We start from the raw sequence: 24,396 nt of genomic DNA on the forward strand, positions 1-24,396 counted from the left end.
ATCGTGAGACCCAGTGTCTCCACCGTGTCTCACGACACGCCGCGTCGCAATGGCTCTCAGGTCCGCATCTTCAGTCGTGTTTCATGCACCGCGTCCCCCACGGCGCCAGGCTTCTCACGCTCGGCGGCGCGCAGCAGGCGGAGGATGCCGGGACCGAGCACGTCGATTTCCGTGGAGGCATAGGCCTCCGTGCCGAAGCGGCGGATGGTCTCCGTCTGCTGCCGGAGGATGCGCGCGTCCTGCCCGAAGATGTGGAGCGCCACGGGCATGAGGAGCGGGAGCGCCGCGCGCACCACCCAGCGGGGCAATGGCAGACGAAACGTCACCACCGCGTACACCAGCGTGTCCCAGTCCGACACAGGCGTCATCGCGGAGGTCACCATGATGTGGCTGGTGTCACCGATGCGGTACTCCACCTGGGCGATGGAGGGCATCAGGAAGCGATCGAAGTGCTGCACCACCCCGCCACCCGGCGCGAGCAGCCGGCCCACGAGCCCGCTGGGACGCGGCTCGCCGATGTACTCGGCCTCCACCATGTCCGCGCTCCGGCGCACCACCACGTCGATTTCGTTCCGTTTCTCCTCGGTGCGAAACAGCCCGCCATGGAGGTACGCGGTGTGGGGCACGTCCAGCGTGTTCTCCAGCGTGGAGTGCAGCGAGCCGGGGGCCCGAAGCGTGCGGCGCACGGTGGTGTATTCGCGCGCCTCCAGAAGCGGGAAGCGGTAGGGCTCCGTGGTGGGCTCGACGCCCGGCGTGGAGTAGACCCAGACGAAGCCATCCTGCTCACGCGTGGCATGCGCCGTGGCACAGCGAGCACGCGCGCCGGGCTCGCCCAGGAAGCCAGGGATGGCGCGGCACTGCCCCGCGCCGTCGAAACGCCAGCCGTGGTAGCCGCACTGGAGCTGGCCTTCCTTCACCCGTCCCAGCGACAGCGGCACGTTGCGGTGCGGGCAGCGGTCCACCAGGGCCGCGGGCTTGCCGCCCTCGCCTCGGAAGAGCACCAGGGGTGAGCCCTGGAGCGTGCGCGCCAGGGGCTTGTCTCCCAGCTCACTCGAAGCACAGAGGATGAACCAGGCGTTGGGCAGGTGGACGACGGAGATATGTCCAGCGGGCGTACCGGAGGTGCGCCCCTCCTCGCGAGAGCTCATGGAGCGCACTCTAATCGGCATCGACGGCGCGTGAAGGGCTCCGCGACAGGGCCGTTCCGGCTTGCCTGGACTCTTCCGGGCGCCCCCTCACGCGGGAAGGTCGGCGGCGCGCTGGGCGGCCTCCGGGTTGGGCGTCCGCGGCATGACACCGCCGCCCATCCTCCAGCACGAATCCGAGCACCGGGTACACATGTCCGCGCAAGCATTCATCACCACGTCCTCGCCCATTTGCGCGCAGGACTCCGCGCAGCGCCCGCAGACTTCCGAGCAGGCGAAGCAGGTGCGGCTATGCAGCTCCGAGCCCCGCAGCATGAAGTTCGCGCTCGTCTGGCAGATTTCCGCGCAGTCCATCAGCAAGCGCAGGTGTCTGGCCTCCGCATACTTGCCGCCCATTCCCAGACAATACGTCAGCGTCTCCATGCAGATGCGGTGACAGGCCAGGCAGTCCTCGATGCACTGGCGCATGTCGCTGTCGGCGTTCATCTCTTCGGCTAGAGCCATGGTGTCCACCTTTCCCAGGGTGCGGTGCGTTCGAGCTCAAGGGTGGGCATCCCAGCGCCGCGCGGGTGGGCCTCGGTGGGCCGCCCGCCCCCAGCCCGAGGGAGGGGGCCCGGTACAAGCGGCCTCCCACACAACCGGGCCTACAGCTTCAGCTTCCGCAGCCGGAGCGCATTGCCGATGACGGACACCGACGAGAGGCTCATCGCGGCACTGGCGAAGATGGGACTGAGGAGCAGACCGAAGACGGGGTACAGCACGCCCGCTGCCACCGGCACACCCACGGCGTTGTAGATGAAGGCAAAGAAGAGGTTCTGCCGGATGTTGCGCAGCGTGCCCTGGCTCAGGCGGCGTGCCCGAGCGATGGCCCGAAGGTCCCCCTTCACCAGTGTCACCGCCGCGCTCTCCATCGCGATGTCCGTCCCGGTGCCCATGGCGATGCCCACGTCCGCCTGCGCCAGCGCGGGCGCGTCGTTGACGCCGTCTCCCGCCATGGCCACCACCCACCCCTCCTGCTGGAGCTTCCGGACGGCGTCGCCCTTCGCCTCCGGCAACACCCCGGCGATGACCTCGGTGATGCCCAGCCGCCGCGCCACCGCGTCCGCCGTCGTCTGGCTGTCGCCCGTGAGCATCACCACCCGAAGCCCTTCCTCGCGCAGCAACGCGAGGGCCTCCGGCGTGGAGGACTTCACCGGGTCCTCGACACCGAGCAACCCCGCGGCCTTCCCCTCCACCGCCACCAGCACCACCGTCTGGCCCTCTGCCCGCAGCGCCTCGGCCCGGGAGGTCAGTTCCCCTCCATGCACCTGGAGCGCCTCCGTCAGGGCCGCGTTACCCAGGGCCACGTCGGCGCCCTCCACCTTGCCCACGACGCCCTTGCCCGTGAGCGAGCGGAAGTCCTCCACGGGTGCCAGCGTCACGCCACGCGCCTTCGCGCCCGCGACGATGGCCGCGGCCAACGGGTGCTCACTGCCACGCTCCAGGCTCGCGGCCAGCCGCAGCAGCCGCGCCTCCTCGAAGCCTGGCGCGGGCACTACCGTCACGAGGCGCGGCTTGCCCTCGGTGAGCGTGCCCGTCTTGTCCACCACCAGCGTGTCCACCGCCTCCAGTCGCTCCAGTGCCGCCGCGTCGCGGATGAGGACGCCCGCCTGGGCGCCGCGCCCGGTGCCCACCATGACGGACATGGGCGTGGCCAGCCCCAGCGCACAGGGGCAGGCGATGATGAGCACCGCCACCGCGTTGACCACCGCGTGCACCAACCGAGGCTCGGGCCCCCAGATGGCCCACACGCCCGCCGTCACCACCGCCACCGCGATGACCACCGGCACGAAGACGGCCGCCACCTTGTCGGCGAGCCGCTGAATCGGCGCGCGGGTGCGTTGCGCTTCACTCACGCGCTGGACGATGCGGGAGAGCAACGTGTCCTGGCCCACGCGCTCGGCGCGCATCACCAGTGAGCCCGTGCCATTCACCGTTCCGCCCGTCACCTGCGCGCCCGGGGCCTTCTCCACGGGCAGCGATTCGCCCGTCACCATGGACTCATCCACCGCGCTGGTCCCCTGGAGCACCACGCCGTCCACGGGCACCTTCTCTCCGGGGCGCACGCGCAGCGTGTCCCCGGACTGGACGCTCGCGAGCAGCACATCCTCCTCGTGACCGTCTTCTCCCATTCGCCGCGCCACCGGCGGCGCGAGGCTCAGCAGCGCCCGCAGCGCACCGGAAGTCGCGTGCCGGGCGCGCAGCTCCAACACCTGTCCCAGCGCGACCAGGGTGACGATGACCGCGGCGGCTTCGAAATAGAGGGGCGCGGAGCCGCCGTGCCCCGTGCGCAGTCCCTGTGGCAGGGCCCGCGGCAGCAGCGTGGCGAAGACGCTGAACAGATACGCCGCACCCGTCCCCAACGCGATGAGGGTGAACATGTTGAGGTGCCGGTTGCGCACCGACGCCCAGCCACGCTGGAAGAAGGGCCAGCCCACCCAGAGCACCACGGGCGTGGCCAGCACGAGCTGTGCCCAGGCCAGCACGCCCGCGGACACCGCGTGTTGCACGGGCTGCCCGGGAAGCATGTCCGACATGGCCAGCACGAGCAGCGGCACCGTGAGCACCAGGCCCACGCGGAAGCGCAGCCGCATGGATTGCAGCTCCGGGTCCGGCGGCTCCTCCGCCAGCACCGTGCGCGGCTCCAGCGCCATGCCACACTTGGGGCAGGTCCCCGGTCCGTCCTTCACCACCTCCGGGTGCATGGGGCACACGTACTCGACGCGGGACTCCTGGACGGGAAGCGTCTCTGGCTCCAGTGCCATGCCGCACTTGGGGCAGGCGCCGGGATGCGACTGGCGGACCTCCGGGTCCATGGGGCAGACGTAGAGGGTCCCCGGCGCCGGCGTCGGTTCCGGCGCGGTCTCCGCGGGCGAGAGGTAGCGCTCCGGTTCCGCGCGAAACCGCTCCCGGCACCGGGGATTGCAGAAGGCGTAGGTCAGCCCGGCGTGCTCCAGGTGACCGCCCTTCGGGGCGTTCGGGTCGACCTTCATGCCGCAGACGGGGTCGATGGCGGGCGCATCCCCGGCCGGAGAGGGAGGGGGCGTGCGGGAATGCGGCGCGTGCGAAGGGTGTTGAGGCATGGCGCTTCGAGGCTCCTTTCGCCCAGGCCAACGAAGCACCCGGCCGGCTCCTACTGGGTGTTTCTCTAGAGGTAATCGCTCCTCCGGCCACGGACATTCATCTTGACCTCCAAGCACATTCCCTCTCGCTCCATGGCTGGCCGTCGAGAGCCCCTGGACGAAGAGCAGAGTGCCCTTCACGACTCGTGGGACACGGTGCTGCGCACGGTGGGCCGAGTCGTCCTGGGCACGGTGCTCATCTGGGGGGTGTGCTCGGCGCTGCGGTATGGCGTCCATGCCACCAGTGACACGCTGCTGGCGTTCGCGTCGGGGCGGAGCCTCTGGTGGGCGCCGCTGGTGCTCGCGGGCGTGCTGCTGCTGGGCGGACTGCTGCGAGGGCTGCTCAACCGCCGGCCCGGCTGGAGCGACGTGGCCTCGGATGGGGTAAACGTCGCGCTCTTCAACTACCACATCACCTACGAGGACCCGGCGGACGACCCGCGCCCTCGCTACTCACGGCCCGCCATCCGGCTCGCCCTGCGCAAAGCGGTGGCCACGTTGCTCACGCTGGGCACCGGCGCGTCGGGCGGGCTGGAGGGTCCGGTGGTTCTGGTGGGCGAGTCCCTGGGCGCGGGCGTGGCCCGCATCACCCGTGCCCGCTCCGAGCACACGCTGCGCACCTGCCAACTGGCGGGTATCGCCGCGGCGGTGGGAACGCTGCTCAACGCGCCGTTCGCCGCCGCGCTCTTCGCGCTCGAGGTCGTCTACGGCAACCGCATTGTCTACCGGAAGCTGGCGTACTGCCTGCTGGCGGGAATCATCGCGTACGCGCTCAACAACCGCTTCCTCGGCTTCAAGCCCATCTTCGTGGCGCCGCCGCACCCGCACACGTACACGCTGGGGGAGTACGGCCTCACCGCGCTGGTGGCCGTGGCGGTGTCCGCGCCCGTCGCGCTGCTGTTCGGCCTGACCATGAAGCACACGCGACAGGTGGTGGAGCGCGTCAGCCCGGTGCTGCGCGGCGCCATGGGGGCGCTGTGCACCATCCTGGTAGCCGGAGGGCTCTACTACGGCGCGGGCATGGACTTCCGGCACGTGCTGGGCATGGGCGAGTACACCATCGCCCAGTTGTTGGCGGATGCGCCGGGGCCGCTGTCGCTGTGGTGGTACCTGCTGCTCATCGTGGGTGGGAAGCTGCTCACCACGGGCTTCACGGTGCAGTCGGGTGGCTCGGCGGGCATGCTCATCCCCAGCATGGTGCTGGGCGGCGTGTCTGGCGCGGCCACGGCCCAGATGCTCGCGTCGGTGACGGGCACGGGGCCGGCGGACGTGACGGTGTTCGTGGTGGTGGGCATCGCCTCCGCGCTGGTCGCGGTGGTCGGCGTGCCACTGGCGGCCATTGCCCTGGTGCTGGAGGTGTTCGGCTCCGCGTATGGCCCGCCCGCCGTCCTCGCCTGCTGCGTCACCTACGTGCTGACGCTGCGGCTGTCCGTCTACAACGAGCAGCGCCGCGAGGAGGCGGTGGCGGTGGAACCTGTCGCGAATGCGTGTTCAACGCGTTCATGACGGACGGCTCGCGACCCTGGAAGACGTCCTGGCGCCCCCCGCCGTGAGGACAGCGGTCCTCACGGCACGGTGGACGGGTCCGAGAAGCGCGGGTCCGTCAGGAACTCCGTGTCGGTGAGCGACTCGAGGAATGCCAAGACGTCTTCCTTCTCCTGCTCGGTCAGCGTGAAGCCTCGCACGAAGCCACTCTGCAGCGGACTGGCCTCGCCGCCGCGCACCCGCCGCGCGTGTCCTCCCGCTGCGTAGTGGTCCAGCACGTCCGACAGCGTGGCCAGACTGCCGTCATGCATGTACGGCCCGGTAACGGCCACGTTGCGCAGGGACGGCGCGCGGAAGCGGCCCATGTCCTCGGGACGGCCCGTCAGCTCGATGAGGCCCGGATCCTCGGCAGGGTACGCGCCCTGGCCGTCCTCGTTGTAGAGGCCCGTGTTGTGGAAGGGCAGGATGGGCTCGACCGTCGCCTCGTGCACCGTGGCGTCCTGGAAGTTGAAGCCGGAGTGGCAGTGGTCACACTCCAGCCGCTCCGAGAAGAACAACTCCATGCCCCGCTTCTGCTGCCGCGTCATGGCCTCCACTTCATTGCCATACACATAGCGGTCATACGCCGAGTTACCGGAGATGAGGGTGCGCTGGAACGACGCCAGCGCCCGCGTCAGCGTGGCCACGGACACGGGCTCCGCGGCCTCCGGAAACGCGCGCTGGAACTCGGCCTCCAGCCCCGGGACCGCGCGCAGCCGGCCGAGCAACTCCTCTTCCCTGTCGCCGAAGCCCAACTCCACCGGCTCCTTGCCGAACAAGGGCGCCAACGCCTGCGCCTCCAGCGTCGTGATCGAGGGATTCGCCCAGGTGAGACTCGTGGCATAGGCGACGTTGGCCAGCCCCTGGGAGTTGCGGCGGTGCGTCTCGCCCGTGCTGCCCTGCGACGTCACCAGAGGCTCGGTGAAGGCTCGCGCCGGGTCATGGCAGGACGCGCAGGACTGTGTCTCATTCCGTGACAGGCGCACGTCGAAGAAGAGCCTCCGGCCCAGCTGCACCTTCTCCTCCGTCATCGGATTGTCCTCGGGCACTCGCGGCGTGGGAAACCCCGTGGGCAGCTTCCACACGTAGCGCTCCGCCTCGCTGTCCTTGCCACCACAGCCCGCGCTCAGCCAGGCCAGCACCACCAGCACCCCTGCTCGTCTTCCCACACGCCACACCATGACGTCCCCCTCCTACTCCGCCTTGATGAATGACTGAGGCCCCGGTGCCATCTCCTGGCTCCGGTGCGTCAGCCCCATCCGGCCGAACATGGGCGCACAGTCCGGGTCCGCCTGCTGCGACATACACCCCACGGAGGTGTTGGGTACCTCCGCGTTCTCGTCCAGGTTCGAGCCTGAGAAGAGCGCCCCCAAATCCAGCACCACCTTGCCAGACGCCAGGTCGAACGAGTCCAGGGCCACCTCCGGACGGTTGCCGAACGTACATCCCGCGGTGCCGTTCGTCCGGCCCTCCGGCGGCGGTGCACAGTCCGTGCTCCCCAGGTGCATGACGTGCCCTTCGGGAAGTCCCGTCGTCCGGCCCTCGATGCGCGTGAAGAGATAGCCCGAGCGCCAACTCCAGTAGAGGCTCGTGTCGTTCAGCGGCGAGGGCGCCGTGGACACGTCGAGGTGGTTCTGCGTCTCCGGCACGCCCAGCTTGAAGCGCAGGCCGGTGTAGACACCCTCGGGCGCCGTGCCGGTGATGCGCAGGTTCGTCGCCTCCGTGCCGTTGGTGCACAGGCCCGTCTTGTCCGCGAAGTCGAGCAGCGCCGTGCCTTGTGTCTGCCACCGCCCGTCCTGCTCGAGCTTCAGTGGCACCTCAGTGCCCTCGGCCGTGACGAGCCGGACGTCGTGCAGGTACACGCGCAGGTCCATGGGCTCATACGTCGTCCCCGTCGTCCCCACCCCGGTGTAGCTGCGGCCACATGCGAAGGGCTCGCTGCCCACCCGGGCCTCGAAGGGGATGGCGACTTCCATGCCATCGCCACAGCCCAGGACGCCCAGCAGCGCGAAGGGAAACAGACGGACGGCACGACGATGAGCGGACACCATGGCGGACTCCCTTGGAATGGAGTCTCCGCGTAACGCAATCCCGACGGGGGGAGAACGTGGCAAGTTGCCACAGGCCGCTGTACTTGCCCCACGGAAGGAAACAGGCGGCCAACCTCAGCCGGCTTGCACGTTGTAGCCCGCGTCGCCGTAAGGCTTGAGCCGGTCCAACCAGAGCGCTTCCAGCACCTTCAGTTCCTCCTCCGGCGCCACCACGGGCTCGTCGGAACGCTTCAGCACGTCGAGCACCTCGAAGGTGAACTGCTCCGCCCCGTAGCGCTTCCAGTCCTCCAGCAGCGTGGGCAGGCGGTCCATGCCCGTGGACAGCTCGAAGCGGATGCGATTGAGCATGCCCTGGACGTTGGCGCTCGCGCCCACCAACACCTTGCCATTGGCGAGGCAGCGCACGGCGTACACGCCCATGGGAGGCGGTGCTTCCCGGTAGGCACGTTTCAGTTCGGAGCGGCGGGAGCCAGCGGACATGGGAGACCTCGTGTCTGGGGAAGTTGAAGCGTGGGAAGGCGAATGCCGGGCGAACCGCTGGGCGAGCCGGGCCTGCGCGGCCCCATCCTTCGGCGCCATCCAGTCGCGGCCCATGAGCGACCAGTCCGCGTCCGCGGGGTCGACGCCGAGCGCCTCGACGAGGCTGGCCTCGCAGACGAAGAACTGCTCGCGGAACGGAAAGAGGAAGCCGCCCTGCGTCCGCAGGGAGTCAGCGGCCTCCGCATAGGAGGAGAACCAGCGGTTGAGGTGAGAGCCGCCCACGGGGGCGAGCAGGTGCTCGAAGTCGAGCTCACGCACCTGCTTCAGCTCACCCCAGGTGGCGTGCCCCTGCTCACGCGCGACGACGGTCAGCGCATGCTTGCGCTGCACCGTCTCCTTGCGCGCGAGCACCTCACCCAAGGGCAGTCCCGCGAAGCCGGGCAGGACGCGCAGCCGCTCCGCGGCCCGGGCCGCGCGCGACGCATCCGCCGACGCCAGCTCCTTGAGCAGGAGCGACGCACGGACCTTGCATTCGTGGAGGGTGACGACGGTTCGCATGAAAAGTCCCTTGGCGTCGGCCCTCACCCGTTCGTGGGCCGTGGAAGGAACTCATCTGGAACTGTCGAACGGCGGAGAGAAGCGAGGGTGACGTCGTCTTTTCGGGCAGGCGCCCCTCGGCACCTGGGTGGGAGTTAACGAAGCGGACCGTCCCGGTGCAAGCGCTTTCAGACGTCCGTCGGGCCAGACGCCAAGGCCTCGCCTGCCCGGTGGGATGGCTTGCAAGAGCAGTCCAGGCATCCGTGCGCGGCGCAGCTGCCGCAGCTTCGCTCCAGTTGCTTCTTCAACGCCTGGCGGGCCCGGTGGAGCCGCACGCCCGCGTTGTTCGCGGTGATGCCCGCCTCGCGCGCCACGTCCGGGACACCGCGCTCCGCCAGGTCCACCTTCCGCAGGATGTCGGCGTACTCCGGCTTGAGCGTGGGCACCAGCTCACCCACGCACGCGCAGACGGCTTGCTTCAGCTCCGTGTCCACCATGGCCCCCTCCGCCTCCTGCGCCTCGCGCTCCAGCGCGCGTCCCTCCGCCGCCTGGCGCCGGTAGTGGTCCACCAGCGCGTTGCGCAGCAGCCGGTAGAACCACGCCACCGCGCCCTCGCCCTCCTTCAGCGCGCCGCCCTTCTCCAGCGTCCTCACGAACGCGGCCTGGAGGATTTCCTCCGCGATGGCGCGGCTGCCCACGCGCCGCTCCAGGAAGGCGAGGAACTGGCGGTGGTTGTCCACCAGCGTACGCACCACCTCGTCACCCAGCTGTCCGGTCTCCGTCACGCCGCGCTCCTTTCCCACCCGTCATCTGCACATTCCGGCCCCATGTTTTCAACGCCTTGGCGCCGGCACCCGCCCCGGGCACCGGGCATTCCCGCCAAACCCTGACGTGAATGGAAGCTGCCGTGACGGAAGCGAAACCACACGAGGCATTGACAGACACCCGGGTCCACGCTTATTTCGTGCGCAGCATCAAGAGCGGCCGCCGCCTCGCGCGGTGGCCCGACAACCTGGAGTCGGACCTCCAAGGTGTCCAAACGATGCGGTTCGAGGAGCAGGGGCTCCCCGAGCAATCCAAGCGTCCGAAGCCGGAGGGCTCCCTCCCGCTTCGGTGAGAGAGGACCTCCGTGGTTCCATCCACCTGCTCCGCACCCGCACCGTTGACCGCCGCGCCTGTGTTGTCCGTGCTTTGCCGCGCGCGCGCCATGCATCGAATGCGCTGGCCCGGCGGCACGCACTAGTCCGCCAGGGCTCCCACTCCAACCCCTTCATTCTTCCCTCCGTGGGCGCTCGCGCGCCGCGTCTGGCCGGCGTGTGTCCGGCACAGGGCGCCGCGTCTGCCCTTCCCTTTCGAATCAGGGCCCGCCGGCCCCCTCGAGGTTCTTCGATGAGCAGCACGTCCCTGCAGGTGATGAAGTTCGGTGGCACGTCCGTGGGCTCGCCCACGCGGCTCCGCCAGGTGGTGGAGCTGATTGGCAAGCACGCGCGGCAAGGCCCGCTGGCAGTGGTCGTCTCCGCGATGGGCGACACCACGGACTGGCTGCTGGACGCGGCCCGCCTCGCCACCGAGGGTGACCTGGAAGGCGCGCTCGCGGTGGCCACGCGCATCGCCGACCTCGCGAAGGCCAACGCCGCGGCGCTGGCGCCCGGACAAGCCACCGCGCTGGCCGAGCGTGTCGACGGGCTCGTCGCGCCGCTGCGCCAGTTGCTCCATGGCGTCTCACTCACGCGAGAGTGCTCCGCCCCCACGAGAGACCGGGTGCTGTCGTTCGGTGAGCTGGTGTCCGCCACGCTGCTGGCGGAGCTGCTCACGGCCCATCGCACGTCCGCCACCTTCCGTGACGCGCGGCAGCTCCTGGTGACGGATGACCGCTTCGGCGCGGCGCGGGTGGACCTGGTTCGGACGCGGGAGCGACTCCAAGCCGCCCGAGAGACGTGGGGCGCTGAGGTGCCCGTGCTCCCCGGCTTCATCGCCGCCACGCCGGATGGACGCACCACCACGCTGGGCCGCAACGGCTCCGACTACACCGCGGCGCTGGTGGCCCAGGGCCTGGGCGCGTCGGAAGTCACGGTGTGGACGGACGTGCTCGGCCTGCACACCGCCGACCCGGAGCTGGTCACGGATGCCTACCCCGTGGCGCACCTCACCCATGGCGAGGGCCTGGAGCTGGCGGCGGTGGGCGCCCGCATGCTGCACCCGCGCACGATGATTCCGCTCATCGAGTCCGGAATCTCCCTGCGCATCCGCAACACCATGGAGCCGGAGCACCCGGGCACGCTCATCGACGCCATCGGTTCGCGCGACGGCCAGCGTCCCGCCTGCATCGCGACGCGCGAGGACCTGGCGCTGCTCGGCATCGAGGTGCGCAAGCTGTCCGACCAGTTCCAACTGGGAGAGCGCGTGCTGGCCGCGCTGCGAGAAGCGCGCGTCACGGTGTGGATGACCGCGCAGTCCGCCAATGGCCAGTCACTGGCCGTCGTCGTGCCTCGCCCCGACGCGGAGCACGCGCGGTCCGTGCTCGCCACCGAGCTGGCGCAGGAGCTGTCACGCCGCGAAGTGGAACCGCTGGAGGTCCGCCAGCCGGTGACGCTGCTGACGCTGGTGGCGGAGACCATGGGTCACGGCGTCAACGTGGCCGGGCGCTTCTTCAGCGCGCTGGGCGCGGTGGGCGTCAACGTGCGCGCCAGCGCCCAGGGTGCCAGCTCCCGCTCCCTTTCGTGTGTCGTCGACGCGGCGGACACCGCCGTCGCCGCGCGCACCACGCACGCGGCCTTCAACCTGGCCCACCAGCAGGTGAGCCTCTTCGTCCTCGGCCGAGGCACGGTGGGCGGACAACTGCTGGCCCAGCTGCGCGCCCAGCAGGCGCTGCTCCGGGACAGGCACGGCATCGCGCTGCGCGTCGTGGGACTGGCGGACAGCAAGCGCGCGCTCTTCGACGCGGCGGGGCTCACGCTCGACGGCGTGGAGGCGCGGCTCGAAGGCGTGACGCCCGAGGCGCCCCAGGCGCGCACCCTGGTCCCCTTGTTGGACGCGCTCCGGCGGCTGCCCGTCCCCATCCTGGTCGACTGCACCGCCGCGGGCGGGCTGGAGGCGCTCTACACGGAGGCCTTCCAGCGCGGCATCCACGTGGTGGCGGCCAACAAGAAGCCGCTGGCGCTGCCGTGGGAGGCCCGCGAAGCGCTGGTGGACACGGCGCGCCGCAACCACGTCGCGTACCACTACGAGACGACGGTGGCGTCCAGCCTGCCCGTCATCGACACGCTGGCGAACCTGGTGCGCACCGGTGACACCGTTCGCCTCATCACCGCGTCCCTGTCCGGCAGCCTGGGCTTCATCTGCAACGAACTGACGGCTGGCGTGCCCCTGTCCCGGGCCGTCCGCACCGCTCGGGAGCGCGGCTTCACGGAGCCGGACCCTCGCGAGGACTTGAGCGGCACGGACGTTGCGCGCAAGGCGCTCATCCTCGCTCGGGAGCTGGGCCTGCCGCTCTCCCTGTCGGACGTGGCGCTGGAGCCCTTCGTCGCCACAGACGAGTGCGCCAGCGTGGACTCGTTCTTCCAGGTGCTCGCCACGCAGGACGCGGCCTACGCGGAGCGTGTGGCCCGCTGCCGCCACGCCGGCACCGTGCTGCGCTACCTGGCACGCATCGACCCATCGAAGGCGGGCACGGGCAGTCCCGTCATCCGCGTGGGCCCCGTCGGCGTCGAAGCGGGCCACCCCGCGGCGGACCTCCGCGGCTCCGAGTCCTTCGTCTCCTTCACCACCACCCGCCACAGCGACTTCCCGCTCACCGTCCGGGGCGCGGGCGCGGGCGGCGCCGTCACCGCGTCCGGCGTGCTGGCGGACATCCTCCGCATCTCCCAGACGCTGCGCGGTCGCTGAGCGCGCCACCGAAAGGGTCCTCTCATGAAACTCGCCACCGCTCTCGTCCACGCCGGCGTGCGCCGCGACCCCTCCACCGGCGCGGTCGCCGTCCCCATCTACCAATCCGCCACCTTCCAGCACCCCGCGCTCGGGCAGTCCACCGGCTACGACTACTCGCGCACGCGAAACCCCACCCGCTCCGCGCTGGAAGATGCGCTGGCGCAACTGGAGGGTGGCAGCCGGGGCCTGGCCTTCAGCTCCGGCATGGCGGCGCTGCACTGTGCCCTCCAGCTCTTCGGCCCGGAGGACCACGTCCTCCTCACCGAGGACCTCTACGGCGGCACCTACCGGCTGGTGGACCGCATCCTCCACGTCCCCTGCACCTTCGTGGACACCTCGCGCCCCAGCGCCGTGCGGGACGCGCTGCGCCCCAACACCCGCGCCATCGTCGTGGAGACGCCCACCAACCCCATGATGCGCACCGCCGACCTCTCCGAACTGGCGGCCATTGCCCGCAAGGCCGGGGTGCTGCTCATCGTCGACAACACCTTCCTCACGCCGTGGCTCCAGCGCCCGCTGGAGCTGGGCGCGGACATCGTCGTGCACAGCGCGACGAAGTACCTGGCCGGACACAACGACGTCGTCGCGGGCGCGCTGGTCGTCAAGGACGCCGCGTTGGGCGAGCGACTCGCGTACCTCCAGAACGGCATCGGCGCGATTCTCGGTCCGCAGGACGCGTACCTCGTGATTCGCGGCCTGAAGACGCTGGCCCTGCGCATGGAGCGGCACCAGGCCAACGCGCGGGAAGTGGCCGCGTGGCTGCGCGCCCACCCGGGCGTGGAGCGCGTCTTCTATCCCGGCGTGGGCGGGATGCTGTCCTTCACCGTCGCCCATGTGGCCCTGGTGCCCCAGGTGCTCGCGTCCGTGCAGTTGTGTCTCTTCGCCGAGTCGCTCGGCGGCGTGGAGACGCTCATCACCTACCCCACCACGCAGACCCACGCTGACATCCCCGCCGAGCGCCGGGAGGCGCTGGGCATCTCCGACCGGCTGCTCCGGCTCTCCGTAGGAATCGAGGACTCCCATGACATCATCGCCGACCTGGCCCACGCGCTTCGCGACCCGTCTGCTGCACACGGGGCATGAGCAGGACCCCGTCACGGGCGCCGCCGCTGTCCCCATCTACCAGGTGTCCATGTTCGACCAGCCGGGCCTGGAGACGCCCGGCGAGTTCGACTACGCGCGCTCCGGCAATCCCACGCGCAAGGCCCTGGAGGGCGTGCTCGCTGCGCTGGACGAAGGCCACGCGGCCTTTGCCTTCGGCTCTGGCATGGCCGCCGTGTCCAGCGTGCTGATGCTCTTCAGCGCGGGGGACCACGTCGTCGTGACGGATGACTGTTACGGCGGCACCTACCGGGTGCTCACACGCGTCTTCAGCCGCTTCGGCCTGCAAGCCACCTTCGTGGACACCAGCGACCCGGACGCCGTGCGCGCAGCCCTCCGCCCCAACACGCGGGCGCTGCTGGTGGAGAGCGTGAGCAATCCCTTCCTCAAGCGCACCGACATCCCCGCGATGGCGCGGGTGGCCCAGGCGCATGGGGCGCTGCTCATCGTGGACAACACGTTCCTGTCCCCGGCCCTCTCGCGTCCGCTGACCGAGGGCGCGGACATCGTCATCCACTCCGCCACCAAGTACCTCGGCGGCCACAGTGACGTCGTCGCCGGGGCGGTGGTGGTGAAGACGCCCGCGCTCGCGCAGGAGCTCGGCTTCCTCCAGAACGCGGTGGGCGCGGTGCTGGGCCCCCAGGACTGCTTCCTCCTCCAGCGGGGCATCAAGACGCTGCAGGTCCGCCTGGAGCGACAGGTGCGCACGGCGGGAGCCCTGGCGAAGTGGCTCACCGAGCGGCCGGAGGTGCGGCGGGTCTTCTATCCCGGCACGGGCGCGGTGGTGTCGTTCCGGCTGGCCCAGGACACGCTGGCGGCGCCCTTCGTGGAATCGCTCCAGCTTCCCCTGCTGGGCGTTTCGCTGGGCGCGGTGGAGAGCATCGTCACCGTCCCTGCGCGGCACTCCCACGCCTCCGTCCCCATCGCCGAGCGGGAGCGCCGAGGCATCACTGACGGACTCATCCGCTTCTCGGTGGGACTGGAGGACCTGGAGGACCTGCAAGAGGACTTCGTGCGGGCATTCACGCAGGCAGACCGCGCGGCGGCATAGGCCGTCAGGTTGACATGGCGCGTCGGCTCCATTACCTGTCTGTGCCGATGCTCGCTGGTTGCGCCATGTTCGGATTCTGTCGCGGAGGCATGTGTTGTCATGCCCCCACGGGTCCGTCCGTTCGCGCGCGCTGAGCCTCCCTCACGAAACGAACCGACGTTCATCCCGGCCCGTTGCCTGCTTCGTCCAGGCACGGGCCGTCCTTCGCGCACCTCGTGCGAGCCCCCGTCCCACCTTCGCAGTCCCCAGGAGCAGTCCATGCGCGGCACCCCGGACACGAATGAGCAGCGGCCCCCTGGGCCCGCGCGAGCCACGCCCAGCCGGAGCGCCACGCCGTGATTGCGTTTCGCGGAGTCAGCAAGGTCTACACGGCGGGCGGGCGGGAGGTCGCGGCGCTGAGGAACGTGTCGCTCCGGGTGGAGGCCGGTGAAATCCACGGCGTGCTGGGACAGAGCGGCGCCGGCAAATCCACGCTCATCCGCTGCGCCAACCTCCTGGAACGCCCTACCGAGGGCTCCGTCTCCGTCGACGGACAGGACTTGCTGGCCCTCAGTCCGGAGGCACTGCGCAAGGCTCGCCAGGGCATCGGGATGATCTTCCAGCACTTCAACCTCTTCGGCTCGAAGACGGTGGCGGCGAATGTCGCGTACCCGCTGGAAGTGGCGGGCGCCCCACGCGGGGCCATCCGCGAGCGCGTGGAGGAGCTGCTGTCGCTCGTGGGACTGTCCGACAAGGCGCAGGCCTACCCTTCGCAGCTCTCCGGCGGACAGAAGCAGCGGGTGGGCATCGCGCGGGCGCTGGCGCCCCGGCCTCGCGTCCTGCTTTCCGACGAGGCCACCTCCGCGCTGGACCCGGAGACGACGCGCTCGGTGCTGGGGCTGCTGCGTGACATCAACCAGAAGCTCGGCGTGACGCTGCTCCTCATCACCCACCAGATGGACGTGGTGAAGGCCATCTGCGACTCGGCGTCGGTGCTGGAGCGGGGGCGGCTCGTGGAGCAGGGCAAGGTGACGGAGCTGCTCGCCCATCCCAGCACCCGGCTGCATCAACTGTGCTTTCCCGCCTTCGCACCGCCGACGGACACGCCCTCGGGCCGCCGCGTGGCGCTGACGCTCGCGGGCGAGCACGCCCGGCGGCCCCTCCTGGGCACCCTGGCGCGCCAGTTCGACGTGGACGCCCTGCTGGTGGAAGGCGCCATGGAGCGCGTGGGCAACACCCGCGTGGGGAGGCTCCTCGTCGACCTCCAGGGTTCCGCCGATGCCGTGAGCCAGGCACTCGCCTACCTGCGCGAGCAGGGACTGACGCTCGAGGAGGCCGCACATGGATAGCCAGCTTCCGCGCCTGCTGGGCGTGGCCACCGGTGAGACGCTCTACATGACGTCCGTGGCCGCGGCGCTCGTCCTCCTCGCGGGACTGCCCTTGGGCGTGCTGCTGGTCGTCACGGACCGGGGTGGCCTGTGGGAACGTCCGGCGCTGAACCGGGTGCTTGGTACGCTCGTCAACGTGGGCCGCTCCGTGCCGTTCATCATCCTCATGGTGGCCATCGTCCCGCTCACCCGCCTGCTGGTGGGCACCACCATCGGCACCACCGCCGCCATCGTTCCCCTGGTCGTGGCAGCCATTCCCTTCATGGGCCGCGTCGTCGAGCAGAGCCTCCGCGAAGTGGACGCCGGGCTGGTGGAGGCCGCCATCGCCATGGGCTCTACCCACCGCCGCATCGTCTTCCACGTCCTCATTCCGGAGGCGCTGCCGTCGCTCGTGCGCGGCACCGCGCTCGTCATCATCAGCCTGCTGGGTTACAGCGCCATGGCGGGCGCGGTGGGCGGCGGCGGCCTGGGCGACCTCGCGGTGAAGTACGGCTACATGCGCTTCCGCACCGACGTCATGTTGGGCTGCCTGGTCGTGTTGCTGGTGCTGGTGCAGCTCGTCCAATGGCTGGGTGACGCGCTGGCCTCCCGCTTCGACCACACCGGCGCGCGCTCGTCGCGCTGACGCGCCCTCTCCTCCCCGTTGTCACTGGAGTCTTCCGACATGAAGTCCCCCTCTCGTTCCCTGCTCACCCCGCTGCTGCTCTCCGTGACGCTGCTGCTCACGGCCTGCCAGAAGCAGGAGGCGTCCTCGGGCGAGTCCTCCGGCATCCGCACGTTGAAGGTCGGCGTCAACCCGGTGCCCCACGGAGAGATTCTCCGCGCCGCCGCCGCCGTGGCCCTGCGCGAGGGCGTGCGCGTGGACGTGGTGGAGTTCACCGACTACGTCCAGCCGAACATCGCGCTGTCGGACAAACAGCTCGACGCCAACTACTTCCAGCACGTGCCCTACCTGGAGCGCTTCGCTGGAGACAGGAAGCTCACGTTGACGAGCGCCGGCCCGGTGCACCTGGAGCCCCTGGCACTCTACTCCACGAAGTTCCGTCAGCTCGCGGAGCTGCCGGAGGGCGCGCAGGTGACGTTGCCCGCAGACCCCAGCAACCTGGCGCGGGCGCTGCGCCTGCTCGAAGCCCAGGGCCTGCTGCGCCTGCGCGAGGACGCGGGCGCCACGGCGACGGTGCGGGACGTGGTGGGCAACCCGCGCAAGCTCGACCTGCGGGAGATTGATGCGGAGCAGCAGCCCCGCACGCTGGAGGACGTGGCCGCCGCCGTCATCAACGGCAACTACTTCCTGGAGGCCCAGAAGCACCTGAAGCTGGACGCGAAGGTGCTGGCCCGCGAGGCGGCGCGGGAGAACCCCTACGCCAACGTGCTCGCCGTGCGTCAGGGTGACGAGCAGCGCCCCGAGGTGCGCACGCTGGTGAAGGCGCTCCAGTCCGACGACGTGCGCCGCTACATCGAGTCCACCTCCGGCGGCGCGGTGGTGCCCGCCTTCTGACGGATGCCACGTCTTCCTTGCGCGCCGTGCCCGGTCCGAGCATGACAGGGGCACGCGCGCGGGGCCCTCCCAGCCCCGCCAGACGAGGGAGCGAGCACATGGCCTTGCGGTTCAAGAACCTCGATGGCAGCGGACCGCAGCCGTTCAGCAGCATCTTCAAGTGGGCCGTGGCCGACAAGCTCGCCGGCCGCCGCCGCAAGGCCCCGGCCCGCGCCGAGGTCCCCCGCGTGGAGCCCGACCTCGCGCTGCTCGCCACGCCGCCCGCGACGGGAGAAGGCGCGCGGCTGACGTGGCTGGGACATGCGAGCTGGCTCGTGCAGTTGGATGGACTGTCGCTGCTCATCGACCCGGTGCTGCGCGACGCCATCAGCGGCGTCATCCGGCGCAACGTCCCGCCCGGCGTCCCCCTGGAGAAGCTGCCGCCCATCACCGCCAGCCTCGTCTCCCACAACCACTACGACCACCTGGACCTGCCCACGCTGGAGAAGGTGGGCGCGCCCATCGTCACCGGCCTGGGCCATGCGCCGGTGTTCCGGGGCTCGGGCCTGGGCGTCACGGAGCTGGACTGGTGGCGCTCCACGCAGGTGGGCGCTGTCACGGTGCACTTCGTCCCCTCGCAGCACTGGAGCCGCCGCGGCCTCAACGACGTCAACGAGATGCTGTGGGGCGGCTTCGTCATCGAAGGCTCCAGCGCCCGCGTCTTCCACTCCGGCGACACCGCCTACTTCGAGGGCTTCAAGGAGATTGGCCTGCGCTACCCGGGCATCGACGCCGCGATGCTGCCCATTGGCGCGTATGACCCGGCCTGGTTCATGCGCCGTCAGCACATGAACCCCGAGGAAGCCGTGCAGGCCTTCGAGGACCTGGGCGCCGCGCGCTTCCTGGCCATGCACTGGGGCACCTTCAAGCTCACCGACGAGCCGCTCGACGAACCGCCCCGCCGCCTGGACGCGGAGTGGACCCGGCGAGGACTGGCGCGTGAGCGCGTCGAAGTGCTGCCGGTAGGTGGAACACTCACCGTGCGCCACGGTTGAAACCCACCAGGGGCTATGTTGTGGGAAGGGCATGCTCCTGCCCACCCTCCTCGCCATGACGCTGCATCAGGCACCGTCGTCCCTCACCACCGTCTCCGAACAGAGCGGCTGGACGCGCACGGGCCGCTACCCGGAAGTGGAGTCCCTCTGCCGCGCCTTCCCCAAGGCGTTCCCCGGCAAGGTCCGCTGCGACACGATTGGCACCACGCCGGAAGGCCGGCCGCTGCTCGCGCTCGTCGCCAGCGCGGATGGCACCCTCACGCCCGCCGCCGCGGCGCGCAAGCAGCGCCCCGTCGTCTTCTTCCAGGGCGGCATCCACTCCGGTGAGATTGACGGCAAGGACGCTGGCTTCTGGCTGCTGCGCGACCTGCTCGCCGGGAAGGAGCAGCCCGGCGTCCTCAAGCGCGTCACCGCCGTCTTCGTCCCCGTCTTCAACGTGGACGGCCATGAGCGCTTCGGCCCCAACCACCGCCCCAACCAGAACGGCCCCGAGGAGATGGGTTGGCGCGCCACCGCGCAGAACCTCAACCTCAACCGCGACTACGCCAAGGCGGAGGCCCCGGAGATGGTGGCCCTGCTGAAGTACCTCCACGCGTGGGACCCGCTCGTCTACGCCGACCTGCACGCCACCAACGGCGCCAAGTTCGAACATGACGTGTCCGTGAGCATCGAGCCGCAGAAGTCCGGACCGGCCGCGCTGCGCGAGCTGGGCGTGAAGCTGCGCGAGGAGCTCTTCACCGAGCTGGAGTCCCAGCGGCACCTGCCCGTGCCCTTCTACCCGTCCTTCATCGAGGACGATGACCCCAGCTCCGGCTTCGCCTACGGTGTGCCGCCGCCGCGCTTCAGCCATGCCTACTGGGCCGCGCACCGCCGATTCGGTGTGCTGGTGGAGACGCACTCGTGGAAGCCCTATGCGGAGCGCGTGAGGGCCACGCGGAATGTCGTGGCCAGCCTGCTGCGGCTGGTGGCTCGTGACGGCGCCGCCCTGCGCGCGGCGGTGAAGGCAGCGGACGCGGCGGACGCGGCCGGCAAGACGCGCGAGGTGGTGCTCGCGTGGAAGAACACGGAGCAGAAGCGGACCATCGACTTCCGGGGCTACGCCTATGAGCGGGGCGCCTCCGACGTGTCCGGCCAGACGTGGATTCGCTACGACGACACGAAGCCCCAGGTCTGGAAGGTGCCCTACTTCGAGGAGATTCAGCCCGCGCTCACCGCCTCGCTGCCCGCGGGGGGCTACCTGGTTCCGCCCGCGCACGCCGCCTGGGTGGAAACGAAGCTGGCCGCGCACGGCCTGCGCTCGCAGCGCCTCTCCAAGCCCGTGGCCAGCGCGGCGGTGGAAAGCTTCCGCGCCACCGAGGCGAAGTGGAGCAGCCAGTCCGTGGAGAACCGGCAGACGCTCAACGTGAAGGGCGCGTGGGAGCCGCAGTCACAGGCGCTCCCCGCGGGCACGCTGTACGTGCCGGTGGCGCAGGAGGGCGTGGAGCTGGTGGCGCACCTGTTTGAGCCCACGGGGCCGGACTCGCTGCTGTCCTGGGGCTTCTTCAACGCCCACTTCGAGCAGAAGGAGTACGTGGAGGACTACGTGCTGGAGCCCTTCGCGCGGGAGCTGCTCGCGAAGGACGCTTCGGTGAAGGCGGAGTGGGAAGCGAAGTTGAAGGACCCGGCCTTCGCCAAGGACGCGCGCGCCCGCCTGCGCTTCTTCTATGAGCGCCACCCGGCCCGCGACGTCCAGCTCCGCGTCTACCCCGTGCTGCGCATCCAGGCCGCGCCCCAGGGGCTGGCGGCGGTGAAGCCCGCGAAGCCGTAGGAAGCCTGGCCATGAAATGAAGACGCCCCGGAGCCAGCAGGCCCCGGGGCGTTTTTCATTCAGCCCTGCTGACTCCGGCCTCCTTCTTCAACGAAGGCCGGAGCGCTTCCGCATCATCAGCCGATGATGCCTTCGCAGGCGCAGTAGCTCTGGTTGCAGACCGCGTTCGGACCGCAGCCGCCGCAGTCCGACTTACAGGCACAGGCGCACGTGTTGGGGTCCGCCTGGTACCGGTCACCGCAGTTCAGCGCGGCCGTGTCACACACGCAGCCGCACGCGTCCTGGCTGAACGTGAAGCCCGGCGCGCAGGTGGCCGTCTGGGCACACGTGCACGAGCAGGTGTCCGTGTTGCACGTCTCGTAGGTGCCGCACGTGCCGCCGCAGTCCGGCGCGCAGGTGAAGGCGCACACCGCGGGGTCCGTGTTGCACACCTGGCCCGGGTCACCGCCGCCGCCGCAGTCCGCCGGGCACTCGCACTGGTCCGTGGTGCGGTTGCACGTCAGCTTGCCTTCGCAGAAGTCCGGGTCGTTCGGGTCGTGGTACGGGTCCGCCGCGCACGGCGCGGGGATGCCGTTCGGGTTCGTCGTGCGGTCCGTCCAGTAGCGGTAGGACAGCGCCGCCTGGGTGGTCCCCGCGTTCTGCGGGCGGCACCCGCCGTAGAAGGACACAGCGCGGCTGATGCCGTCCACGTCGAAGCCGTGCGTGCGGCTGCGCGGCAGGTCTCCCGGCGTGGGGCACTGCGACGCGTTCGCCACCGCGTCCATGGCCACCTTCAGCGAGGCGCCGATGGGCGGCTTCTGCGTCCGGTAACCCACCGACGCGATGACGCTATCGATGATGGCGTTGATGGTGGTGGTGATGGCGTTCGAGTCCCGGATGCTGCCGTACACGCCGCCGGTGGCCTGGATGATGTCCAGGTGCCGCGGGTTCCGGGGGTCTTCCTGGGTCTGGCACCAGGTGCTGGTGTCGTTGGTGGCATTCTCGTGCGGGCAGAGGATGCCGTGCACGTCGATGGGCTGGTTCAGCGGGTTGCGGTTCGTCCCCGAGGTGTTGCCCGTGCCCAGGAAGTACTGGGCGTAGGTGTCGATGCTGTCGGTGGACTGGTCCCGCGTGTCCGTCAGGATGACGACCACGACCTTGGCGCCCGTGCGGAAGCGCGTCTCCGCCGTGCCACCGGATGAGCCCAGCAGGTTGATGACGGCGCGAGCCGCATCCAGCGGACGCTCCGTACCGTTTCCGCTCTGCCCCACCCAGCACTGCGAGTTGGACGAGCAGGTGGTGGGCTGGGTCCCCGTGGGGATGGTGACGGTGGTGCACTGGCCGTTGTTGCCGCAGGTGCTGTTCTGCGTCAGCCACGCCCGGAACTGGTTGATGTTCTGCGTGAAGCCACGCAGCAGCCCCGAGTTCGAACCACTGCCATAGGTATAGGTGGTGCTCACCATCGCCAGGCGATAATCCAGCGTCGCGTTGGCCAGCTTGGCCGCCACGGCCGAGGCCGCGTTGGCCAGCGACTGCTGCGACGAGGCCATGGAGCCGCTGTCGTCCACCACGAAGAGGAAGTCCACCACCGCCTGCCGCACGGTGAACTTCTCGCACTGCACCGCGTCCGCGTCACCGAACTGCGCCAGCGCCGAGCCACCCGCCGTGTCCGCCGTCGTGAAGAGGCTGCCCGCCTCGTTGTAACGAGACGTCGGGGTGATGGCCATCACCACCACCACGCTCTGGTCGGAGCGGTGCACGTACTGCGCCTGCATGGTGAAGGGCCCGGTGATGCCGGCCGTTCCCGTCAGCTCTCCCGTGCTTCCGGGCACCAGCGAGCGGGTCAGGGTGTTGGTGAACGTCTTCAGGTCCGCGCTACCCGACAGGGCGTAGCGCGCCGACAGCGCGGCGTAGCCGTCCCAGGTGGTGAAGGTCTGCTGGAAGTCACGCGTGGCGGAGTTGAACGACGCGGAGCGGATGCCCGCCTCGTCGTTCGTGGGGTTGGACGACGTGCCCACGCGGCCGCGCTTGTACGCAATCAGCGTCACCTGCTTGGTGGCGTCCCAGCCGATGATGCCCACCGCGTTGTTGCCATCGCGGATGGTGCGCAGGTTGGCGTCCGTGAAGGTGGAGGGCAGCGCCAGCCGCAGGTCCGCGCCGTTCTCTTCCTTGAAGGTGACGGTGCGCAGGTTGGACGTGCGGCAGGCCTGGCCCGCCGGCGTGGTGGCCGCGCCGTCGGAGGAGTCGTTCGGGTTCAGCTCGCCCGCGTCCACGCGCCCGTTCTGGTTGGCGTCCTCCGCGCCGTCCTGGATGCCGTCACCGTCGCTGTCGGGGTTCGTCGGGGACGTGGTGGTGGTCGGGTCCGCGTCGCCCACGTAGCCACAGTTCTGACGCGGCGCCTGCGCCGTCGTCACACCCAGCTCCAGGCCGTCCAGCAGGCCGTCACCGTCCGTGTCGGGGTTGGTCGGGTCCGTCTCGCCCGGGTCCACGCGGCCGTTACCGTTGGTGTCCTCACCGCGGAAGCCATTGCGACCCGGGCCGTCCTGGAGACCGTCGCAGTCGGTGTCCGCCAGGCGGGGGTCCGTCTCACCAGCGTCCACGCGGCCGTTGCGGTTCTTGTCCTCGACACCGTCCTGGATGCCGTCACCGTCCGTGTCGGCGTTGTTCGGGTCCGTGCCCGTCGCAACCTCCACCGAGTCCGGGATGCCGTCGAAGTCAGCGTCCGGAATCGACGCGGCGCAGTCCGCCACGCGCGGGTCCGTCTCGTTGCCGTCCACGATGCCGTTGCGGTTGATGTCCTCGTCACCGTCGCTGCAGGTGTCGCCGTCCGAATCCGGGGCGAGCGGGTTGGTGCCGGTGCGCGACTCCAGGCCGTCATCCAGGCCGTCGCCATCCGTGTCGCGCTTGCGCGGGTCCGTCTCACCGGGGCTCACCACGCCGTTGCGGTTGGCGTCCTCCGCACCGTCCGACAGGCCGTCACCATCCGAGTCGATGGCGTTCGGGTCCGTCTCGCCCGGGTCCCTCCGGCCGTTGCGGTTGAGGTCCTCCAGGCCGTCCGGGATGCCGTCGCCGTCCGTGTCCGCCAGCACCGGCGAGGTGCGCGTGGTCGTGTCCTGGTCACCGGGGAAGTTGCAGCGGGGGTCGGGGCTCGAGGTGCGGCCCACCTCCACGCCGTCGCGGATGCCGTCGCCATCCGTGTCACGCAGGCCGGGGTTCGTCTTCGCGCCGCCGGGATAGATGGTCGCGAACTCCTCCGCGTCCGTCAGGCCGTCACAGTCGGAGTCCTTCGTCGAGTTGTCAGGGTCATCGATATCCGTGGGCACCAAACCCGGGTCTGGGTCCGGATCCGGAATCACGCCCGCGTCTTCTTCAAGCGGGCCGGCATCCGTACCGCCGTCCCCGTCGCCGCCGGGACCAGCATCGGTGTTCGGTTGTGGATTGGGGTCAGGGTCTTTCCCACCGCCGCAGCCAGTCAGCAACGACGCTGCCAGCAACGCGCAGGTGAAATACCTCATCAGGGAGTTGCGCATCGTCTTTGACTCCAATGACTCCGACTCCAGGTGGGGGGTGAGTCGAAGCAGACTTCCATAATAGAGAACAACGCGGGAGTTTCCGAGTACCTGTTCCCCTGGGGCAACTCTCAGTCGGGGTCTGAATGATCCCAGTCCAGTGACGTGGCTGGATTGCGCCCAGGCTGTTGGTAAACGGGGTTCGCGGGTTGAGAGGGCTCGGCT

The 24,396-nt window shown here is 70.0% G+C and carries 17 protein-coding genes and 1 riboswitch; of the genes, 9 read left to right on the forward strand and 8 right to left on the reverse strand.

Features of this window, described 5'->3' with window-relative positions; genetic code table 11:
- Window positions 1-56: 56 nt before the first annotated feature.
- The 3 genes from FMP39_RS01590 to FMP39_RS01600 all read right to left on the reverse strand — a co-directional run bounded on the left by FMP39_RS01590 (window position 57) and on the right by FMP39_RS01600 (window position 4,267).
- On the reverse strand, window positions 57-1,148 hold the full coding sequence (locus FMP39_RS01590) for an aromatic ring-hydroxylating dioxygenase subunit alpha (protein ID WP_141588266.1): 1,092 nt from the start codon (window positions 1,146-1,148) through the stop codon (window positions 57-59).
- Window positions 1,149-1,235: 87 nt separating this feature from the next.
- The gene (locus tag FMP39_RS01595) at window positions 1,236-1,649 is read right to left on the reverse strand and encodes a four-helix bundle copper-binding protein (RefSeq protein WP_141588267.1); all 414 of its coding nucleotides are present in this window, start codon (window positions 1,647-1,649) and stop codon (window positions 1,236-1,238) included.
- A gap of 140 nt (window positions 1,650-1,789) precedes the next feature.
- Window positions 1,790-4,267: a heavy metal translocating P-type ATPase gene (locus FMP39_RS01600; protein ID WP_141588268.1), complete on the reverse strand. Its 2,478-nt coding sequence runs from the start codon at window positions 4,265-4,267 to the stop codon at window positions 1,790-1,792.
- Window positions 4,268-4,399: 132 nt separating this feature from the next.
- Between FMP39_RS01600 and FMP39_RS01605 the strand changes: the two genes are divergently transcribed.
- Window positions 4,400-5,812, forward strand: coding sequence for a chloride channel protein (locus FMP39_RS01605; RefSeq protein ID WP_141588269.1), 1,413 nt, complete (start codon window positions 4,400-4,402; stop codon window positions 5,810-5,812).
- Between the two features lie 59 nt (window positions 5,813-5,871).
- Here the strand turns inward: FMP39_RS01605 and FMP39_RS01610 are convergent, their stop codons facing one another.
- The 4 genes from FMP39_RS01610 to FMP39_RS01625 form a co-directional block, all read right to left on the reverse strand.
- Window positions 5,872-7,011: an MbnH family di-heme enzyme gene (locus FMP39_RS01610; protein WP_141588270.1), complete on the reverse strand. Its 1,140-nt coding sequence runs from the start codon at window positions 7,009-7,011 to the stop codon at window positions 5,872-5,874.
- Between the two features lie 12 nt (window positions 7,012-7,023).
- Window positions 7,024-7,881, reverse strand: a complete 858-nt coding sequence (locus tag FMP39_RS01615; protein WP_368667054.1) for an MbnP family copper-binding protein — start codon at window positions 7,879-7,881, stop codon at window positions 7,024-7,026.
- 114 nt (window positions 7,882-7,995) lie between these two features.
- The gene (locus tag FMP39_RS01620; protein WP_194858192.1) at window positions 7,996-8,919 is read right to left on the reverse strand and encodes a GIY-YIG nuclease family protein; all 924 of its coding nucleotides are present in this window, start codon (window positions 8,917-8,919) and stop codon (window positions 7,996-7,998) included.
- A 167-nt stretch (window positions 8,920-9,086) separates the two neighbouring features.
- A complete protein-coding gene (locus tag FMP39_RS01625; RefSeq protein ID WP_228557553.1) occupies window positions 9,087-9,683 on the reverse strand; it encodes an RNA polymerase sigma factor in 597 nt (198 codons plus the stop codon).
- A gap of 181 nt (window positions 9,684-9,864) precedes the next feature.
- Window positions 9,865-9,987, forward strand: a riboswitch (SAM-I-IV-variant riboswitch).
- A 300-nt stretch (window positions 9,988-10,287) separates the two neighbouring features.
- Here FMP39_RS01625 and thrA point away from each other — a divergent pair.
- The 8 genes from thrA (at window position 10,288) to FMP39_RS01665 (ending at window position 20,683) form a co-directional block, all read left to right on the forward strand.
- Window positions 10,288-12,783, forward strand: coding sequence for a bifunctional aspartate kinase/homoserine dehydrogenase I (gene thrA / locus FMP39_RS01630; RefSeq protein WP_141588274.1), 2,496 nt, complete (start codon window positions 10,288-10,290; stop codon window positions 12,781-12,783).
- Window positions 12,784-12,807: 24 nt separating this feature from the next.
- Complete coding sequence (locus tag FMP39_RS01635) at window positions 12,808-13,908, forward strand: aminotransferase class I/II-fold pyridoxal phosphate-dependent enzyme (protein ID WP_141588275.1); 1,101 nt, start codon at window positions 12,808-12,810, stop codon at window positions 13,906-13,908.
- Window positions 13,847-14,977 carry a PLP-dependent aspartate aminotransferase family protein gene (locus tag FMP39_RS01640; protein WP_141588276.1) on the forward strand — a complete coding sequence of 377 codons (1,131 nt, stop codon included), beginning with the start codon at window positions 13,847-13,849 and terminating at the stop codon, window positions 14,975-14,977. Before FMP39_RS01635 ends, FMP39_RS01640 begins: the two co-directional genes overlap by 62 nt.
- A gap of 335 nt (window positions 14,978-15,312) precedes the next feature.
- A complete protein-coding gene (locus FMP39_RS01645; RefSeq protein WP_141588277.1) occupies window positions 15,313-16,305 on the forward strand; it encodes a methionine ABC transporter ATP-binding protein in 993 nt (330 codons plus the stop codon).
- Window positions 16,298-16,969 carry a methionine ABC transporter permease gene (locus FMP39_RS01650; RefSeq protein ID WP_141588278.1) on the forward strand — a complete coding sequence of 224 codons (672 nt, stop codon included), beginning with the start codon at window positions 16,298-16,300 and terminating at the stop codon, window positions 16,967-16,969. Before FMP39_RS01645 ends, FMP39_RS01650 begins: the two co-directional genes overlap by 8 nt.
- 39 nt (window positions 16,970-17,008) lie before the next feature.
- Entirely contained in the window at window positions 17,009-17,842 is an 834-nt protein-coding gene (locus FMP39_RS01655) for a MetQ/NlpA family ABC transporter substrate-binding protein (protein ID WP_141588279.1), read from the forward strand.
- A gap of 98 nt (window positions 17,843-17,940) precedes the next feature.
- Entirely contained in the window at window positions 17,941-18,876 is a 936-nt protein-coding gene (locus tag FMP39_RS01660) for an MBL fold metallo-hydrolase (RefSeq protein ID WP_011551086.1), read from the forward strand.
- A gap of 31 nt (window positions 18,877-18,907) precedes the next feature.
- Entirely contained in the window at window positions 18,908-20,683 is a 1,776-nt protein-coding gene (locus tag FMP39_RS01665; RefSeq protein WP_141588280.1) for a M14 family metallopeptidase, read from the forward strand.
- Window positions 20,684-20,799: 116 nt separating this feature from the next.
- Here FMP39_RS01665 and cglD read toward each other — a convergent pair whose 3' ends face one another.
- Complete coding sequence (gene cglD / locus FMP39_RS01670; RefSeq protein WP_141588281.1) at window positions 20,800-24,192, reverse strand: adventurous gliding motility lipoprotein CglD; 3,393 nt, start codon at window positions 24,190-24,192, stop codon at window positions 20,800-20,802.
- Window positions 24,193-24,396 lie beyond the last annotated feature (204 nt).

Source organism: Myxococcus sp. AB056 (genome assembly GCF_006547365.1).
Lineage (GTDB): Bacteria > Myxococcota > Myxococcia > Myxococcales > Myxococcaceae > Myxococcus > Myxococcus virescens.